Origin of the sequence: Brevibacillus sp. M2.1A, assembly GCF_013284355.2 — a bacterium.
Classification (GTDB): Bacteria; Bacillota; Bacilli; order Brevibacillales; family Brevibacillaceae; genus Brevibacillus.
The window spans coordinates 3,430,464-3,448,963 of the sequence record NZ_JABSUY020000001.1 but is presented as its reverse complement, the minus strand read 5'-3'; the positions used below and the strand labels follow the sequence as shown (position 1 = coordinate 3,448,963).

Annotated in this window: 18 protein-coding genes; 2 read left to right on the top strand and 16 right to left on the bottom strand. The window is 48.3% G+C overall.

The genetic code is table 11. The annotated features are described in order from the left end of the window. Nucleotides 1–148: 148 nt before the first annotated feature. Together HP567_RS17105 and cyoE are read right to left on the bottom strand one after the other, a co-directional pair. On the bottom strand, nt 149–400 hold the full coding sequence (locus tag HP567_RS17105) for a heterocycloanthracin/sonorensin family bacteriocin (RefSeq protein WP_173609323.1): 252 nt from the start codon (nt 398–400) through the stop codon (nt 149–151). 180 nt (nt 401–580) lie between these two features. Then, nucleotides 581–1,498, bottom strand: a complete 918-nt coding sequence (gene cyoE, locus HP567_RS17100) for a heme o synthase (protein ID WP_173609324.1) — start codon at nt 1,496–1,498, stop codon at nt 581–583. A gap of 180 nt (nt 1,499–1,678) precedes the next feature. On the opposite strand from cyoE, the gene HP567_RS17095 reads away from it, so the two are divergent. Continuing rightward, nucleotides 1,679–2,278, top strand: coding sequence for a TetR/AcrR family transcriptional regulator (locus HP567_RS17095; RefSeq protein ID WP_173609325.1), 600 nt, complete (start codon nt 1,679–1,681; stop codon nt 2,276–2,278). Between the two features lie 13 nt (nt 2,279–2,291). Here HP567_RS17095 and HP567_RS17090 read toward each other — a convergent pair whose 3' ends face one another. The 4 genes from HP567_RS17090 to HP567_RS17075 all read right to left on the bottom strand — a co-directional run bounded on the left by HP567_RS17090 (nt 2,292) and on the right by HP567_RS17075 (nt 5,619). Then, nucleotides 2,292–3,488: an MFS transporter gene (locus HP567_RS17090; RefSeq protein ID WP_173609326.1), complete on the bottom strand. Its 1,197-nt coding sequence runs from the start codon at nt 3,486–3,488 to the stop codon at nt 2,292–2,294. A gap of 22 nt (nt 3,489–3,510) precedes the next feature. Further along, nucleotides 3,511–3,885, bottom strand: a complete 375-nt coding sequence (locus HP567_RS17085) for a hypothetical protein (RefSeq protein WP_173609327.1) — start codon at nt 3,883–3,885, stop codon at nt 3,511–3,513. A 17-nt stretch (nt 3,886–3,902) separates the two neighbouring features. Further along, entirely contained in the window at nt 3,903–4,601 is a 699-nt protein-coding gene (locus HP567_RS17080; RefSeq protein WP_173609328.1) for a DUF4274 domain-containing protein, read from the bottom strand. A gap of 73 nt (nt 4,602–4,674) precedes the next feature. Beyond that, complete coding sequence (locus HP567_RS17075) at nt 4,675–5,619, bottom strand: helix-turn-helix transcriptional regulator (protein ID WP_173609329.1); 945 nt, start codon at nt 5,617–5,619, stop codon at nt 4,675–4,677. Nucleotides 5,620–5,733: 114 nt separating this feature from the next. Between HP567_RS17075 and HP567_RS17070 the strand changes: the two genes are divergently transcribed. Next, nucleotides 5,734–6,549, top strand: coding sequence for an alpha/beta fold hydrolase (locus HP567_RS17070; RefSeq protein ID WP_173609330.1), 816 nt, complete (start codon nt 5,734–5,736; stop codon nt 6,547–6,549). A 285-nt stretch (nt 6,550–6,834) separates the two neighbouring features. On the opposite strand, the gene HP567_RS17065 is transcribed toward HP567_RS17070, so the two are convergent. The 10 genes from HP567_RS17065 to HP567_RS17020 all read right to left on the bottom strand — a co-directional run bounded on the left by HP567_RS17065 (nt 6,835) and on the right by HP567_RS17020 (nt 18,447). Next, the gene (locus tag HP567_RS17065) at nt 6,835–7,173 is read right to left on the bottom strand and encodes an MFS transporter (RefSeq protein ID WP_173609331.1); all 339 of its coding nucleotides are present in this window, start codon (nt 7,171–7,173) and stop codon (nt 6,835–6,837) included. An 82-nt stretch (nt 7,174–7,255) separates the two neighbouring features. Next, nucleotides 7,256–8,035: a TrmB family transcriptional regulator gene (locus HP567_RS17060; RefSeq protein WP_173609332.1), complete on the bottom strand. Its 780-nt coding sequence runs from the start codon at nt 8,033–8,035 to the stop codon at nt 7,256–7,258. Between the two features lie 101 nt (nt 8,036–8,136). Next, entirely contained in the window at nt 8,137–9,483 is a 1,347-nt protein-coding gene (gene accC, locus HP567_RS17055) for an acetyl-CoA carboxylase biotin carboxylase subunit (RefSeq protein ID WP_173609333.1), read from the bottom strand. Nucleotides 9,484–9,497: 14 nt separating this feature from the next. Further along, nucleotides 9,498–9,950: an acetyl-CoA carboxylase biotin carboxyl carrier protein gene (locus HP567_RS17050; RefSeq protein ID WP_173609334.1), complete on the bottom strand. Its 453-nt coding sequence runs from the start codon at nt 9,948–9,950 to the stop codon at nt 9,498–9,500. 148 nt (nt 9,951–10,098) lie between these two features. Then, nucleotides 10,099–11,664, bottom strand: a complete 1,566-nt coding sequence (locus HP567_RS17045) for an acyl-CoA carboxylase subunit beta (protein WP_173609335.1) — start codon at nt 11,662–11,664, stop codon at nt 10,099–10,101. A gap of 4 nt (nt 11,665–11,668) precedes the next feature. After that, on the bottom strand, nt 11,669–12,721 hold the full coding sequence (gene meaB / locus HP567_RS17040) for a methylmalonyl Co-A mutase-associated GTPase MeaB (protein ID WP_173609336.1): 1,053 nt from the start codon (nt 12,719–12,721) through the stop codon (nt 11,669–11,671). Then, nucleotides 12,718–14,889 carry a methylmalonyl-CoA mutase gene (gene scpA, locus HP567_RS17035; RefSeq protein ID WP_173609337.1) on the bottom strand — a complete coding sequence of 724 codons (2,172 nt, stop codon included), beginning with the start codon at nt 14,887–14,889 and terminating at the stop codon, nt 12,718–12,720. Before scpA ends, meaB begins: the two co-directional genes overlap by 4 nt. Beyond that, entirely contained in the window at nt 14,889–17,012 is a 2,124-nt protein-coding gene (locus HP567_RS17030) for a methylmalonyl-CoA mutase family protein (protein WP_173609338.1), read from the bottom strand. Before HP567_RS17030 ends, scpA begins: the two co-directional genes overlap by 1 nt. 31 nt (nt 17,013–17,043) lie before the next feature. Beyond that, nucleotides 17,044–17,559: an acetyl-CoA carboxylase biotin carboxyl carrier protein gene (accB, locus tag HP567_RS17025; RefSeq protein WP_173609339.1), complete on the bottom strand. Its 516-nt coding sequence runs from the start codon at nt 17,557–17,559 to the stop codon at nt 17,044–17,046. Between the two features lie 240 nt (nt 17,560–17,799). Beyond that, on the bottom strand, nt 17,800–18,447 hold the full coding sequence (locus HP567_RS17020; protein WP_007726477.1) for a TetR/AcrR family transcriptional regulator: 648 nt from the start codon (nt 18,445–18,447) through the stop codon (nt 17,800–17,802). Between the last annotated feature and the right edge of the window lie 53 nt (nt 18,448–18,500).

Here is an 18,500-nt window from a genome sequence, read left to right as displayed (position 1 = left end):
CCTCCCCCTTTTTATGCGAGATCAGTCCTTTTGCGACATGATGTGTCATCGTCATTTTATGTAGAACACGTTGTCTCACATGCCAGCTGGAAAAACAAAACCCCTGCCAAGAACGTCATCCTGGCAGGGCGCTTCATTCGGTTTATCGTTAAACGATAAAGCATGGGAAGAAGCAAGTGCAGGTGCATGTGCAGAAGCAGGAACAGCTACAGGAGCAGAAGCAGGAACAACTGCAACTACAACTACAACGCCCGCAGCGGCCACAACCGCATCTACCACATCCACATCGACCACGAACAAGCGTCGCTTCATTCATTTTTTGTTTATCCCAACGCTGTACGTGATCCGATTTTATTTCGGAAGCCTTTAGTTTTTTTAGCTCTTTTTTGAAATCATCCATTCATCTTCACCTCCGCCACTTCATGGAGCTACTCTAGATTTATGAAGTGACATTAGGTATTCGTTCCATGATCATGCGCCCATTTTTGGTTTAACTTGAGAAGAACCAGCTATGCCGCAAGATTCGCAGACAAAAAAAGAAGCCGCCCTCTAAGTGAAGGCAGCTTGGATGATCACTGATTTACAGTTTGAAGATAATGCCCATCAGTGAATAAATAATCACCGTCGAGAACAGCACCGTCATATGAATCAGCGAATAAATAAACATCGTTTTCGACCATTTTTGTGAATCCATTTTCCGGTATCCAAAAACACTCAGAACCAGCCATAAAATATTCAGGAGCAGGGCCATAAACGTAAGACCAACGCTTAATGACCAAAATAGAAAACTACTAGCAATTAAAATAACCAAATAAACATTGGTTTGAATGTAGGTACGTCTTGCACCTTTGACCACGGGCAACATTGGAACCCCAGCCGCCTTGTATTCATCATGCTTGCGAATCGCGATCGCATAGAAGTGAGGCATTTGCCAAATGACCATGATGATAAAGAGACCAAGGATAGCAGGATGCGTAATATCCGGGTGAATGGCAGCCCAACCGATGAGCGGGGGCATTGCGCCAGAAATACTCCCTACCTCCGTGTTGTAAACCGTTCTTCTTTTGGTCCACATCGTATAAGGCACGACATAAAAAAACAGTCCGAGAAAACCCATGATAGCAGCCAACGGTGATGCCAAGACGAGAGCCACCAAGCCAAAAATCGTCATCAGGGATGCTAGCCATAAAACGGTCTTCGTTGATATATCGCCTGTTACCGTAGGTCTGTTCTTCGTCCGCTCCATGACAGAATCGATATCGCGATCATATACGTTATTAAATGCACCCGCTGCGCCCATGATTAAAATAGAGCCGATTGTAGCGAATAAGATTTCTGGCAGCTTGTCAATTAGACTGAAGTGATACGTATATAAAGCCAATGTTAATCCGGCAAACATCGGAATCAGATTCGATTTGATAATTCCCGTCTTAACCGTTTGCGCCAAAATATTGGACATAGGCCGATTCCGCGTTGCAACGTTTTCTTCCCTCTGCATTCGTACACTGTCCCCTCTTACTAGATGATCTATCTCTATCGTACTCCAAAATAGCATGACATAGTAGACGGTTAAATCCTACAAAACTGCCATTTGCATCTTACATACCAATAAGGATTTAAATACTATATGGAATGTTAATTCTATATGGTATGCTTGTCAAGAGAAGGAGGAGGACGAATGAACAGACGCAGATTAACCCAAGCAGAGCGTAAACAGGAAACACGGCAATTGCTCATTGACGCAGCTATCGAGACCTTTGCTCAGTTAGGCTTCCACGGGGCTTCCGTTGATAAAATCGCAGACCATGCTGGCTTTACCAAAGGAGCTGTTTATGCTCATTTTCAGTCCAAAGAAGATCTCTTTCTCGCTATTTTGGAAGGTCAGATGCAATTACATGTGTCGAATATCCATCACGTAATTCATCACCAGCCATCATTATCGCATTTTATAGAAGCCATGGACGCCTATTTTATGTCCGTTCAGCAACAAAATCGTACATGGAACATGCTGAACCTGGAATTTTTGCTTTATGCCATGCGCGAAGAGTCTGTTCGAAAGCGATGGTCGAACATGATCATCGAGTCGGTACAGCATCTTTCCCAAGCCATTCAGACATTGATGCCAAAAGAAAATGACTCTACTCTATCCGCGGATGAAATGGCATGGACGATTCTTGCTTTAGAAAATGGCATGGCTATCTTTTATTACATGAACAGCGACCAGATGCCCCTGTCTTTATACGGAAAAGCTTTGCAAAACATGCTATCGACAAAATAGCGAGTGCCTCATGCTAGATTGTTTCTGACTGGACAGTCCGTTGTTTCATGATTCGATTGACTCTCTCAGAACCATATAGCATGAACGCAATGTAGAAGGCTATAAAAAACGGTAAAATCGAAACGGTCGTCTGTGCAGCAAGCCAACCTAGCAACGGAGGTAGAAACGTGGCCCCCGTGTACGCAACTGCCATCTGATAGCCCATCAGCTTTTGCGTTTGCTCTTTCCCAAAGCGTTCTGGGGTATCATGCAGCATACAGGGATAAATCGGAGCGAAGCCTAACCCGAGCAACAGAAAACCGATTACCGAACAGAAGATTGGTAATGGCAACATCAACAGCGCTGCCCCAGCGAATGATATGAGAAGTCCACTGCGAATCAGGACGCGGTTGCTCACTTTGAAGGTAACAAAGCCCGTGATAAATCGCCCCACAGTAATGCCACCGTAATACATGGCTACCCACACCGCTGCCGCAGCCGCAGGTAGCTCTTTTACATTTACCAAAAAGCTACTCCCCCATAATCCTACAGATGCTTCAGCCCCACAGTAGAACAGAAAGGTTAGCAAAGTCAGCTTGACGCCTTTTATCCGTAAAGGTTGCTCGCTCAGCCCATGAGACTGCTGAACATGTGGCTCTTTGGCAGCATGATTCTGTATGTTTTCCATCCGTTTCCACAAAGGAAGCGTAAACGCTAGAAGCACGACTAACGCAAATTGTATGAGCGAAACAGTCAAGTATCCATTCCGCCATAAACCATAATCGCGCATAAATCCAGACATGATAATAGGGCCAAGTGTAGCACCCACACCCCAGAAACAATGCAACCAGCTCATATGATGCGCTTGATAATGCGTGGCGACATAATGATTCAAGGCAGCATCCACAGAGCCGGCACCGAGTCCCAGCGGCAATGCCAATACCATCAACCATAAAATCGAAGGGGCAAAAGAAAATCCGAGCAAGGCTGCTGCCGTCATCAAACAACTGATCAGCGTGATCCGTCCTGTTCCCAATCGTTTTAATAATGCACCGCTCATCAAGCTAGATACGATCGTTCCAGACGCAATCACAATGTTAATCACACCAGCCATACCAAATGCCGCCCCATATTCTGCTTGCATGACCGGCCAAGCTGCCCCCAGTAATGAATCGGGAAGGCCCAAGCTGACAAACGACAAGTAAATCATGATCAAAAAGAATGTTGCCACGATCCCCCGCCCCCTACTCGTTTTACATTCTTACAGTGAGTCTGTTCAGCAATTTCTCTCCCTCTGTTTTGAATCGCTTGTTCCTTTCAAGAAATTCGTTCACTTCATGTAATTGGGCTGGCCGGTAGCCTGGACCACCACAGCCACAAGAATGATAGGTAAACCCATGCTGATAGAGGATTTCAACCTTTTTCCACTGCTTCACATCCGTTTGCTTCGGAGCCTTGAAATCATGCCCCATCTCCTTCATTCCCTCACCACATTGCGGACAGCTATGCTTGATCTTGTTCCATTCTTCCTCCGTCATCTCATACTTGGAGGTTTGCTTGAACACTTTTCGGCAAGGGAAACAGGCGTATATTTGTTTATACGGACCATACATCCCATATCGACACATGATGATCAACCCCTATCTTATTTATCTGCAAGTTTCTCTTTTAATTGGATGGCGAGCATTCTCCAGCGTTTTCGTTCCTCCGATTCCGCAATTTCCTCCTCGTCCATTTCCAGCCAGTAGTCGGCATCCATCCATTCATACATATCCAAAAGAGTGATCGTTGCACAGGCAGGATTCTCAAAAGCCGCAATCATCGCCTCCGGTCCGTCATCCCAGTTGTAGCCATTCACTACAGCATGAAGGAGAACAGATGAATCAAGCAGACTTATCTTCTTGCACCGCTTGTGCTCAGATTCCTCATATAAAATATCGTCCACCGTTTCCTCTTCCTCAGAAGACAGTATTAGACGTACTGCGCCTTTCGTTTCGAGCAGCAGGTCTGCAATCGCTTTGTCGTTCCTAGCCACATTCCAAGCAGTAGCCAAAATGCCATGCTTAGAGTCAAGCTCGGCTCCCTGTTGCAGCAGTCGTTTTACGGCATCGACCTGCTTGAATTTGACGGCTTTTTTCAACGCGGTATCACCCAGCTTATCTTCCGCTTCCAGCTCTGCGCCTTTATCCAATAGCATCTGAATTGCTTCTGGCGGCATTCGGTTTGTGATAAAAAGCATCAGCGGTGTTCGCCCGCGTTGATCCCGTTCGTTAATATCTAATTGATCTACTGCTGCTCGCACGATCTCAAGATCCTTTGTCTTGCTGACGTATGCCCATTCCATCCGACTTCTTCTCCTCTGCTTCTATTAGACAACTCCCTTTCCGTTATTGCTATGTATCCCCTTGGCTACCTCCTCATTGCGAATAAATGTTCATCAGTTCTGCCAAATGCGTTTTTATGCCGTCCACTATTTCTGGTGAATGCTGTACAGTCACTTCTTTCCCCAACCCAATCAAGAACTTTGAAAAAAACAAGATGTCACTTCGCGCTACATTTCCTTCCAACCAACCACTTCCATCCTGCCGCACATGCAGCATGGATGCAAGCCAAAGTTCAGCCTCACAAGCCTGCACACCTTCAATCGTCAGCTCCGCAATTAAGTGGACCGTGTCCTGATCCTCCACTGTTTTGATCCGCCGATTTTCCAGGTGAATGTCTCGAAGATCCAACGGCTTCGATGCCGATTGTTCGGCCGAATGGATACGGTCACAACGAAACACACGAATATCTTGATGTTGATAACAATATGCCGGGCAGTACCATAAACCGTTTTTTGTATAAATTCCAATCGGCTGCATCTCCCGCTTGGATTGTTGTCCGCGTGTTTCATAAGTGATAAGGAGTACTTTTTGTTGGATGGCGGCATCCAGTAACATCGATAAATGTGGGGAGCTTGCTTGCCGCTTCGGTGTTACGAAATCAACACGTCGTTTCATCTGATCTATGCGATCGCGAATATCCGGCGGCATGAACTGATAAAATTTGTTCAGCGCCGAGGAGGATTCTGTCTCAAATGGCAGAGAGGTATGGTGTCGAAGTGCATGGATCGCGAAAAAGATTGCGACCGCTTCCTCCTCGGAGAATGCAATAGGAGGCAAAATCCTTTCCTTCAAAACATGATATCCGCCATGCGGTCCCACCTCAGAGTACAAAGGCACGCCTAACTCACTCAGCTCTTGCAGGTCCCGGAGTATGGTTCGCCCTGAAACGCCAAATTCGTTAGCAAGCTCACTCACAGTAAACTTGCGCTTCCGGTTGACAGTCATCATCATTTCCAGCAGTCTTTTTGATTTTGGCATGGCATAACTCTCCAAATGCTTTTATTATGACAATTCCTGTCACTATTATCTGTTATTGTGTAGGAGAAGTCGAGTTGGACATGACGCTTATGATAAATAAGGAGGAATTACTATATGCTTCAGCCACAAGAAAACAGGACGATAACAAGGAAATTTTTCCAATCAGGTAACGTAAAACTATCTTACCTCGATTTTGGCGGGGGCAGTCAAAGAGTTTTGCTCCTGCTGCATGGTCATATGAATGATTCACGAACTTTTTCAGCGTTTGCTTCCAGATTCACAGATTGGCGCGTGATTGGATTGGATCAACGAGGTCACGGTTGGAGCGAGCATGCCCCAGATACGGATTATTCACGTGAAGGCTATCTCAACGACATTCTCGCCTTTGTTCAGACCGTGTTGGATGGAGCTCCTGTTACGATCGTCGGGCATTCTTTAGGAGGCGTCAACGCTTATCAATTTGCTGCCCGTTATCCCGAGCTTGTGAACGCAGTCATCGTGGAAGATATCGGCGTAGAAATTAAGGCCGACTTATCCTTTGCAGAAAAACTCCCACATCGCTCCCCTTCTTTACACGATCTTAGGAAATCCCTCGAAGAAGCCGGGGTTCGGGCAGTCGATTATTTTTCGGAAAGCGTATTTGAGGATGAACAAGGCTGGGGATTCCGTTCTGATTTAAAAGGCATGCCTATCTCTCAACGACACATTAACGGGGAATGGTGGAACGAATGGCTGGCGTCTTCTTGCCCGATCTTGCTGATTCATGGCAAAAAAAGCTTTGTACTGGATGAAAGTCAAGCCGAGCGCATGGTTACCCAAAGGCCAAACACAAGGCTTGCAAGTTTTGCTGAGTGCGGGCATGATATTCATTCTACTGACCCTGATGGATACTTTCAGGCAGTAAGTAGCTTTCTTGATGAGTTGAAATAATAGAATAGAGGCTCCTCCATAATCAACAGCCAACCCTTTAAGGATTGGCTGCTTTTTGTGTTTCATTCCCTTTTTGGTTGATAACGAGAGTCGCCTTCGAACTTGAAGCCACTGACTTCTTTTTTTGTAAACATAGGATGAGAATAAAGGTCACCACCCCTAGAATGGCACTGCATGCTAACGCTACAATAAAAGCGTGCAATTGTAGTTGAAGCGCTGATGTACCCGTGTATGTAGCTGACTGGGACAGGACAGCAAAAAATACGGTTCCAATGGCTGCAATCCCTAGTGCATTGGCTGTCTGCCCGCGCTCAATGAAAACCTACACAACGCCGAGGCCACAATAAATATCCCCATGCCTACAAGGAACATTCTTTTTCTTCCTTGCCAATCTCCTAAACGAGCTCCGGCAATTAATAATACAGCATAAGACAGAACGTAAGATGCCACTATGAATTGTATATGTGTTGTACTTGCATGAAGTTGTTCCTGTATCGTTGGAATGGCAACATTCACAATAAAAGAATCCAAGATAACCATAATCGTTCCGAGTAGTAAAACAAACAGTGCCCACCATCGTTTAGTGTCCAGCGTCCTTGTCTTTTCAGAATGGGTGTAGTTCATACAAGAGTCACTTCCTGTCAACGATTATTAGAGGTATTTATAAACACGACTATAAATCAGTCGAAAAAAGAGGAAATACTCGTTATAAGTATTCCCTGTAAGGTGTGATAATGCTTACATAGTCACTCCCATATTTCTCTTCCAGCACTTGGCCGAAATCCTTCTCGATCTGACCCATGATGATGTCATGGTAGAAAGCATTTTGCAGCAACTCAATGAGAGACGGGTGGTCGGTCTCCAGTATAGTGGGCTTGATCCCGCGCCCAAAGCTGCCCAGCAATGCCGAATGTGCATCGCAAAGAATAGAGAACTTCCTGGATTGTACTTGATTCCATTCCGCACTCCTTTTATGTACGACAATATTTTTTAGCTTTGCATGGCATTCGCCAATGGATATTAGCGTGACAGCAACCCCTTGTTTTTCTGCTTCTACCAGCGGTTCTTCTACCCAATGAACATCTTCAGACCAAATATCGACAACAATGCTTTTGTTTGCATTTGAGACGATACGTTTGATGGCTGTTTCAATCGCTTTGTCACCTTGCCAATTATAAAAGGAAGGAGACGTTCTGGGGGTGGATTTTAACTGTTCTTGAAGGACACGGGTTGTTTGATCAAATTCCGATTGTAACAAACGAATCAGTTGCTCGATTGGTACCGCATCATAAAGAACAGGCTCCGATTCGATCATGCGGCACATGCCCTTTTCCGTCAATGCTCGAAGGGCAGCGTATACATTTGTCCGAGAGACGGAAACTTTCTTGGCAACTTCATATCCAGATATTTTGGGTTCCTCGTGAAGCACCAAATAACATCTGGCTTCCAGGTCTGACAATCCGATTTTTCGAAGCTCATCAATCAAGGTGTTACCTCCTTTCTTTTTAGTAGTATAAATGAATACTGCTATAAATGAAAAAAGAACTGTAACAGAGAGGCATTTCTGTCACAGTTCTTTCATGCTCGTTACAAATTCAGTGTATTTTTTTCCAGAAAATTCGTAGCGAAATTCCCTGCGACAAAGTCAGGGTGCTCCAGTAGCTTCTCATGGAAGGGAACCGTCGTATGTACGCCTTCGATGACAAACTCACCTAGCGCCCGCTTCATACGAGCCAATGCTTCGTTGCGATCGGTTCCCCAAACGATCAGCTTGGCCACCATTGAGTCATAGAAGGGGGAGATTTCGTAGCCAGGATAAACGGCACTGTCCACGCGTACACCGTAACCGCCAGGCGGCAAGTAATTGATGACCTTCCCTGGTGATGGCATAAAGTTCTTCGCAGGATTCTCCGCGTTGATTCTGCACTCGATGGCCCATCCGTTGATTTTCACGTCTTCTTGTGAGAAGGATAACGGATTGCCTGCTGCGACAGATATTTGTTCTTTGATCAAGTCGATCCCTGTGATCATCTCTGTCACAGGATGCTCTACCTGAATGCGTGTATTCATTTCCATGAAGTAAAATTGGCCGTGCTTGTCGAGCAAAAATTCAACGGTACCTGCTCCGTGGTACGAAACCGCTTTGGCTGCCGCCACCGCAGCTTGCCCCATTTGCTCGCGGAGAGCTTGGTCCAGCGCAGGAGATGGTGCTTCTTCTACCAGCTTTTGGTGACGACGTTGGATGGAGCAATCCCGCTCTCCCAAGTACACCACGTTGCCATGCTTATCACCCATGATTTGAATCTCTACATGCCGCGGCTCTTCTACATATTTTTCCAAGTACACGCCAGCGTTGCCGAATGCCGTCTCCGCTTCTTTCTGGGCTTGCCGAATCGCCTTGGACAACTCTTCGGCGTCAAAAGCGACACGCATGCCTCTTCCGCCGCCTCCAGCTGTTGCTTTTACGATGACAGGATAGCCGATTTTCTCCGCCACCTGCAATGCCTCATCGATGTCTTCAATCAAGCCGTCGGTGCCGGGAACTAATGGAACATTTGCTTGACTCATCGTTGCTTTTGCTACGGCTTTGTCACCCATTTTGGTGATTGCTTCCGGATCTGGACCGATAAAGGTAATGGAGCAATCTTGGCAAAGCTGGGCAAACGAAGCGTTTTCCGCCAAGAAGCCATAGCCCGGATGGATAGCGTCTGCCTTCGTGTGTAGAGCAACCGTCATAATCCGTGCCATGTTCAAATAGCTGTCCTTGGACGCCGTAGGTCCGATGCAATACGCTTCATCCGCCAATTCTACGTGCAATGCTTCCCGGTCCGCCTCAGAAAAGACAGCGACTGTACGTATCCCTAATTCCTGACAAGCGCGGATAATGCGGACAGCGATTTCGCCGCGATTGGCAATTAATACTTTCGTAAACATAGGCCCTCTCCTTCCTACTGAGTTTTGACAACAAGCAAAGCTTTTCCATAATCGACAAACTGACCATCCATGACGAGAATTTCCGTGATGATTCCGCTAACGGGGGTCGTAATATCCGCAGATAGCTGAAGAGCATCGGCCGTGCAGCGTCCAACCTTTTCGCCTGCTTGAACGGTCTGCCCTACTGTCACTTCCGCATAGAACAGTCCTACTCCCGGTGACATGACTTGTTGTGTCACTTCTTCCTCAGGTGCCTCAGTAACAACATTGACAGACTCAGCAGTGGCGGCTGCCTCCTGATAGCCATGCTCCACTTCGTCCACCTGTACAGGTGTATTGACAGCCACGACTTCGACTGGTGCGCTTTTCTTGATCACGATGCGGGTCTTCCCCTTCTCCCATTCCAACTCCTCAATGGAAGACTGATTCACCAGCTTGATGAATTCACGCAGTTCATGCAGCTTCATAGCACGATCAGAGCTCCTTTCTTTTTTCGTGTAAGAAAGCTTAAGTACAACATGTCAAAGCGACTTTGCTTAAGCTTTCTGGAGCGGATAAAAACTTTCCGCTAAAACGCGGTCGCTCATCCATGAAAAGACCTCGAAAATAGTTTTTTTACAATGGGATATTGCCGTGCTTTTTGTACGGACGGTCTTCCTGCTTGTTTCTTAGCATTTCCAGGGCTTGCGCGACTTTTTGGCGGGTTTCACGCGGATCGATGACGTCGTCCACCATCCCGAGACTTGCCGCGACATATGGATTGGCGAACTTTTCACGATAGAGGGCTATTTTCTCTGCGCGAGTCGCTGCCGGGTCCTCACTTTGTTCGATTTCCTTTGCAAAAATGACGTTGGCTGCCCCCTCGGGACCCATGACGGCAATCTCTGCATTCGGCCATGCATACACGACATCTGCCCCAATCGATTTGGAGTTGAGCGCCACATAAGCGCCTCCGTAAGCTTTGCGCAGAATCACGGTGATTTTGGGAACCGTTGCTTCTGAGTATGCATACAAGATTTTCGCCCCGTGACGGATAATCCCTCCATGCTCCTGATTGATTCCCGGGAAAAAGCCAGAGACATCTTCAAAGGTCAGCAGTGGAATGTTGAAGCAGTCGCAGAACCGGATGAACCGTGCCAGCTTATCCGATGAATGAATGTCCAGCCCACCTGCCATGACCTTCGGCTGGTTCGCGATAATGCCGACACTGTGTCCATCGATACGCGCCAGACCGATCACGATATTGCGGGCAAAGTTTGGCTGTACTTCCATGAAATCACCGTGATCCACGATTTTTTCGATGACCTTGCGCACATCGTATACTTTCGTGCTTTCAGCAGGTACCAGCTCCAAAAGCTCCTCCTGCCAACCATTATTCTCCTCTGCTTTTATCACAGGCGCGCGATCACGATTGTTTTGCGGAAGGAAGCTGAGCAGCCTGCGCACTCCTTCCAGTACTTCCTGTTCGGTTTCTGCCGTAAAATGGGCATTGCCGCTCACCGTCGAATGGACTTTGGCTCCGCCTAGGTCCTCTGCGGATATTTTTTCACCTGTAACGGTTTCGATCACTTTTGGTCCTGTGATGAACATTTGACTCGTCTTCTCTACCATGAACACGAAATCCGTAATCGCTGGCGAGTAAACGGCTCCTCCCGCACACGGACCGAGGATGACAGAGATTTGCGGAATCACGCCGGAGTAAATGGCATTGCGGTAAAAAATCGTGCCGTAGCCATCCAGTGAGCTTACCCCTTCTTGAATACGTGCGCCGCCGGAATCGTTCAGACCGATAAAGGGAGCGCCGTTTTTCGCTGCCAAGTCCATTACCTTGGCGATTTTCATGGCGTGCATCTCTCCCAGAGCACCGCCAAACACCGTGAAATCCTGCGCGAACAAATAGACAGGGCGACCGTTGATTTTTCCGTAGCCCGTCACGACGCCCTCGCCTGGTGCCTCCATCTGGTCGAGGCCAAAATGCGTAGCGCGATGCTCAACAAACGGGTTCAGCTCCATAAAGGTGTCTGGGTCAAGCAGAAGCTCGATCCGCTCACGTGCGGTCAACTTGCCGCGGTTATGCTGGGCATCGATGCGAGCATCTCCGCCGCCAAGCTGGATTTTATATTTGCGTTCCATCAATTCATCAATTTTTTCGTACATATTGCTGCTCATATGGGCCACCATCTCTCTATTCCTTTTTCATGATCGCATTCTCATAGATCGCCACTAATTGCTGTACGGCGCTCGTCGGTGAAATCTCGCCACTCGCAACGGCTCCTTCAATGGAGGGAAGCAGCTCGGCTACTTGCTGGTTGCCGAAAAAGGTCGCGCGCAAGTAGTCCTCAGCCATACTGTGCATCCAATCGAGTAGCTGCGCTTTGCGTCTTGCTTCGAAGCCACCTGATTGGATAGTGGTTTCACGAAATTGACCGATGACCTTCCAAATATCTTCAATGCCTTCCCCTGTCAGCGAAGAACACATGTATGCCTTCGTCTCCCAGCCAGTGGTTGCCGGCTGCAAGTAATGCAGAACACGATTGTATTCCCCTTTGGCGATCAAGGCACGCGTGCGGTTTTCCCCATCGGCTTTATTGATCAGCAGCGCATCCGCAATTTCCATAATGCCTTTTTTAATTCCTTGCAGTTCATCGCCCGCCCCTGTCAGCATCAAGAGTAAAAAGAAATCGACCATAGACCTGACTGTCGTCTCGCTTTGTCCGACCCCGACCGTTTCGACCAAAATCACATCATAGCCTGCTGCCTCACAGATCAGCATTGTTTCCCGCGTCTTCCGATTGACTCCTCCCAGCGTGCCGCCCGTGGCAGACGGTCGGATGAACGCCTGTGGATTGCGTGACAAGAGCTCCATCCGCGTCTTGTCGCCGAGAATGCTCCCGCGTGTAACCGTACTACTCGGATCAACGGCCAAAACAGCGACACGATGACCTTTTTCGCAGAGCATACTGCCAAATGCTTCAATGAACGTGCTCTTGCCCGCCCCTGGTACACCGGATATACCTATGCGTATGGAGCGACCTGTATGAGGAAGCAGCTGCTTGATCACCTCTTGGGCCATATCCATATGAGCGGGAGCATTGCTCTCAGCCAGTGTAATTGCCTGTGCCAAAACCGATCGGTTATTCTCTCGTACGCCCGTGACGTATTGGTCCACGGATAAGCGTGGGAGGCGTGCCTTGGAGGAAACGTTCAAGAAATTCTTGTCAGCCTTGCCCCCGGTCATTGTCCTGCAGCCTCCAAGCGATACACTACCTCTTGCAGAACATGCTGAGCTGCAACAGGAATGACTGTTCCCGGTCCGAAGATAGCTGCGGCACCATGCTCTCGCAAAAAGGCGTAATCCTGCGCTGGTATCACACCACCTATAACGACGACAATATCTTCGCGTCCCAGCTTTTTGAGCTCCTCCACCAGTTGTGGCAGCAATGTTTTATGTCCTGCCGCAAGCGAGCTGAAGCCGATCACGTGTACGTCATTTTCTATCGCCTGCTTCGCTGTTTCCTCAGGTGTCTGGAACAACGGACCGATATCGACGTCAAAGCCCAAATCGGCAAAAGCGGTGGCAATCACTTTCGCGCCCCTGTCATGTCCGTCCTGACCCATTTTCGCGATCATAATGCGGGGACGTCTGCCTTCCCACTGCTCGAATTCATCTGCCATCTTGCGCACAGCCGCTACCTCTTCGGCATCAGCGTATTCGGAACTGTAGACGCCGCTGATGGAGCGAATGACCGCCTTGTGTCTCCCGACGACCTTTTCATAGGCATCCGATATTTCGCCCAAAGAAGCTCTTGCTCGCGCCGCTTCAATGGCCAGCTCCAACAGATTGCCTTCGCCCGTTTTCGCGCATTCCGTGATGGCCTGTAGTGTTGCTTGCACTCTCGCCTCGTCACGGTTACTGCGCAGCTCCTGCAAACGTCTGATTTGCGCTTCTCGAACCGCTGTATTGTCGACTTCGAGAATTTCCAGCGGATCTTCTTTGTCCAGACGGTATTTGTTCACGCCAATTATGGCTTCCTTCGCCGAATCGATATGTGCCTGACGGCGTGCAGCCGCTTCCTCGATCTTCATTTTCGGCAATCCCGTCTCAATTGCTTTCGCCATACCACCAAGTGCTTCGATTTCTTCGATGTGCGCCCACGCTTTTTCCACGAGCTGGGCTGTCAAGGACTCGACGTAATAGGAGCCTGCCCACGGATCGACGACCTTGGTTATCTCTGTTTCGTCCTGCAAAAACAACTGCGTATTTCGCGCGATCCGGGCCGAAAAGTCTGTCGGCAACGCAATCGCTTCATCCAAAGCGTTCGTGTGCAGAGATTGGGTATGCCCCAGAGCCGCTGCCATGGCCTCGATGCACGTCCGCACTACGTTGTTATACGGGTCCTGCTCCGTCAAACTCCATCCGGACGTTTGTGAGTGTGTCCGCAGTGCCATCGATTTTTCGTTTTTCGGATGGAACTGTTTGATCAGATTGGCCCAAATCAGGCGGCCTGCACGCATTTTCGCCACTTCCATGAAGTAGTTCATGCCAATCGCCCAGAAAAACGACAGCCGCGGCGCAAACGCATCGATGTCAATGCCTGCTGCAAGTCCCGTGCGAACGTATTCCAAGCCATCTGCCAGTGTGTAAGCCAATTCAATATCCGCGGTCGCACCCGCTTCTTGCAGGTGGTAGCCTGAAATACTGATGCTGTTGAATTTGGGCATGTGCTTGGAGGTGTAGGCAAAAATATCGGAAATGATCTTCATCGACGCTTCTGGCGGATAAATGTAAGTATTCCGAACCATGTATTCCTTCAAAATGTCATTTTGGATCGTTCCGGTAAGCTCCGCCTGCGATACCCCTTGCTCTTCAGCTGCCACAATATAAAACGCCATAATGGGCAAAACCGCGCCGTTCATCGTCATGGAGACGGACATTTTATCGAGGGGGATGCCGTCGAACAAGATTTTCATATCGAGAATGGAGTCAACTGCCACGCCCGCTTTCCCGACATCACCAACTACCCGGGGATGATCGGAGTCATAGCCGCGATGTGTAGCAAGGTCAAAGGCAATCGACAGCCCTTTTTGTCCAGCAGCCAAATTCCGTCGATAAAAAGCGTTACTCTCTTCCGCCGTAGAAAAGCCGGCATATTGGCGAACCGTCCATGGCTGAGTCACGTACATCGTCGGATACGGACCGCGCGTATATGGTGGCAAACCAGGCATGTAGCCGAGGTGATCCATGCCCTCCACATCTTCCATTGTGTACAGAGGTTTTACAGGGATCTGCTCAAGCGTGTGCCACATTTGCTCCATTCCTTGTGAGTTTGAACCCAGTTGGGGAAACAAATCAGACACATCTCGTTTGGACTGATAAGCCATTTTTGAAAAATCAGGTCGCTTCATTATGAGCTCACTCCTATCCGCTCCTGAAGTTCTCTCAGCATCTCGTAGCAATTGGAACGCATGTGGATGCAATCATCTACACCGGCCGCCTTATAAGTAGCCAGCTGCTCCGCATCAGGCAAGCCTGCCAACAGAACCGTCATCTGAGGTACACGTTGCTTGATTGCATGAGCCAACGGTGGAACCTGCTCCGGATAACTCGCATCGTCTGAACAAACGACCAAGATCATCGCACCGGATGCCACCGCAGCTTCGGCCGCCTCTTCAGTGGTAGAGAATGCTTGCTTGCGCAAAACGTCAAAGCCGCCAACTGCAAAAAATTCTGCTGCAAAGTCTGCCCGGGCCTTATGCTTTGCCACTGGCCCCATCGTCGCCAAGAACACGGTCGGTCTTTTGCCTGTTGTTTTCAAGAAATCATCCGCTTGCATCCGCAAGGCTTCAAAGCGTTCGGATGCCCGGTGAATACGGAGTGGCTGAATGGTTGTCTCCACTGAATCTTCACGTTTCATGGCTTTGGCGATATCGCCCACAGTCGCTCCATGAAGCACTGCTTTTACTGCTTGTGCCACAAGCTCATCGGTATGTTTTGACAACGCATCTAGCTCTGCTGAAAGAAGAGTCGTGTCCTGTTTCTGCCGAAGGGATCGTGCTTTCTCTGCTCGCTCTTCGTAAATGCTCGGAAGACTCTCGGCCTTGAGTGGCTGCTCAGCAGTATTGGCATACATATTGGTTCCAACCAAACGTTTTTTACGCGTATCGATGCTCACTGCTTTTTGATCCGCGATCTGGGAGATCAAGCCTTGTGGGAAGCCTGCTTCTAAGGCGCTCAGCATGCCACCCTGCGCTTCTACCTGCTGGAACAGCTCCCATGCTTTTTTCGCTAATGCATCTGTGAGCCATTCTACGTACCAAGAACCTCCCGCAGGGTCGATCACTTTTGCCAAATGTGCTTCTTCTTGCAAAATGATTTGCGTATTTCTGGCGATTCTTCTCGAAAACTCATTGGCGGGGCGGATCGCTTCGTCAAATGCGGATACATGCAGACTGTCTGCTCCGCCAATGATGGCTGAAAACGCTTCTGTCGTGGAGCGAAGCATATTGACATACGGATCGTAGATTGTCTTCGTCCAGGCCGAGGTTCTGGCGTGAATCGTCATCTTTTGGGCTTCCGTTGATCCGCCGTAGGCCGCCACGATGTTTGACCAGAGCATTCTTGCCGCACGCAGCTTCGCGATTTCCATGAAGACATCAGAACCAATCGAGAATGAGAACTGCATCCGTGCTGCGATATCCTCTATGGAAAGCCCCCGTTCAAGCATCGCTTGCAAATAGTCGACGCCTGTGGCCAGTGAAAAAGCCAGTTCGGTTACTGCATTTCCGCCGCCGTCCTGATAAGGATTGCTTTGAACCAGGATCGTTTTCAGCGCGGGCGCATGATCTTTTGCCCATTTTGTCATTCTTGCCATAGCGTTATAAGCTATCTGCAAGGAACAAGGGAGCTTGCCCTCTGTTAGCAGAACCGCTACAGGATCTTGCCCGATACATCCGCGAAGCTCGGTGACTTGTTGGCCTGTCGCTTCAACATGTGCCAAAAGGAGTGAAAGTATAGGCAAGCCAAGCGCCCCCGTGTTCACGTAAAGAGGGATCTCTGAAAGCTTCACCCCTTCAAATGCCTGTTCGATATCCTCTCGGCAAAAAACAGATACGCCTTTGTGACCAATCGTATCCGGCAATGCTTCGTCAGGGTCAAGTCCAGCCAATGTCGCATGATCCACTATCAGATGCAGCATCGTTTGTCCGCGCGCCAAGTCTTCTACGGCTGCCTGATTAAATGCCTTGGCACTCGTTGCGTTGATTTCCTGACAGACTTCCCATTTCTGTTCCTTTTGCCCGCCAGGCCGCTGATTCCCTCTATGAAAAGGCGCCTCTCCTGGTAGCGCTTCCAGATGCGGCAATGTTTTGACATCTTCGTACCGATAGATTGGCTGGCGAACAATTCCCTCGTACGAATGCGTCAGTAGCTTGGCATCAAAAGATGCACCCTTTAGCGATTTCTCTGCTGCTTCCCGCCATTGCTCGTAAGTGGGAACAGAGAATTCCTTGAACCATGTATGTTTGCTCACTCTTCCAGTCCTCCCCTTAAAAGCTGCTCCATTACGCCTGCTTCACCAGGAATAACGGCTGTCCGTGCTCGACCAACTGACCGTTTTCCACCAAGACTTGGACAATCTCTCCTTTTACTTCTGCTTCAATCTCGTTAAACAGCTTCATGGCCTCGACAATACAGACAATGGTAGTTGGCTCTACCCGATCATTTACGGATACGTATGGTGCTGCGTCAACGGCTGGTGCTGCATAGAAGGTTCCGACCATAGGTGAAGTGATTTTATGCAAGTTTTCCGTCACTTCCGCCGATTTCTGGGGAGCTTCCACATGTACTGTTGCGACCGGGCGCTCAATCGTTTCTTTTTTAGGCAAAAGAACAGCGGGTGCCGCCGTCACGATTGGCGCGCTTTTCGTTTGTACGGGGGGCTGATGTACAGCTGTGACTTGGTTCCCATTTCTTCGTTTGATACGCAAAGAAGAATCCTCGTCATTTACCTCAAAAGATTCTATGTCCGTCTGCTCCAATAGCTTCACAAGTTCTCGTAATTCGTAAATGGTAAGCACGACTATTCCTCCCCTATTTCCGAATCTGACTGGCATAATTTCACGAACCGACTAGTTGGTCCGTGATGATTGCGCAAGACCGACCAGTTGGTCTTTTTGATATTATAACAAATGTCAGAATACTAGTACAGACCAACTAGTTGGTCTGATCGAAGGATTTTATAAGGGACCATCAAGCGACTATGCCCCTGTCTCCTATCGAAAAGCTTGAGTGTAGCCGCATGATCCTTGTTAGCATCCCTACAATGGCTTGAAGGGATTTTCTTGTGATTGCAGGAAAAAACGTTGAAAGGCCGGGTTTTCCATCGATTCTGATTTCAAAACGGAATGAAGAACCATATCTGCATAAATATCCGCGATTTGCTCGATCGAGTACGTCCCTGACTTTTGATACCATTTGTAAATCCAGTTCACCATGCCAAAAATAGCCATGGACACAATCGGCACAGGCAGCTCGGGACGGAACTCACCCGATTCGATCCCGTCCGAAATGACGGTGAACATAATTTTTTTATAACGATCCCGTTTCGTTTCAATATCCGTGTAGTACTCCGGAGCTAAAAACAAGCTTTCCTGATAAAAAATCGTAACCTGAGAGCGATACAGATCAATCATCATAACGAAGGATTTTACGATGGCTTGTAGTCTTTCTGTCGGGGTATCCCACTTCTCGTAAGCTTCCTCTGCTTTCTCCAGCACATACGTAATAAATTGATCATGAATGATGTAGAGGAGTTCATCTTTTGATTTGAAGTTGTGATAAAATCCTCCCTTTGACGTGCCGCTTTCTTTCACAATTTGATCCACAGTCACTTTGTGGTAGCCATTTGCTTCAAACAAGCGCATGGATGTTTCAATAATACGTTCTCTGATTGATTTTTCGACCATTATCTTCACCCGTGAACATTATAGCATAACTACCTAGCAAAAACGCCGATCTC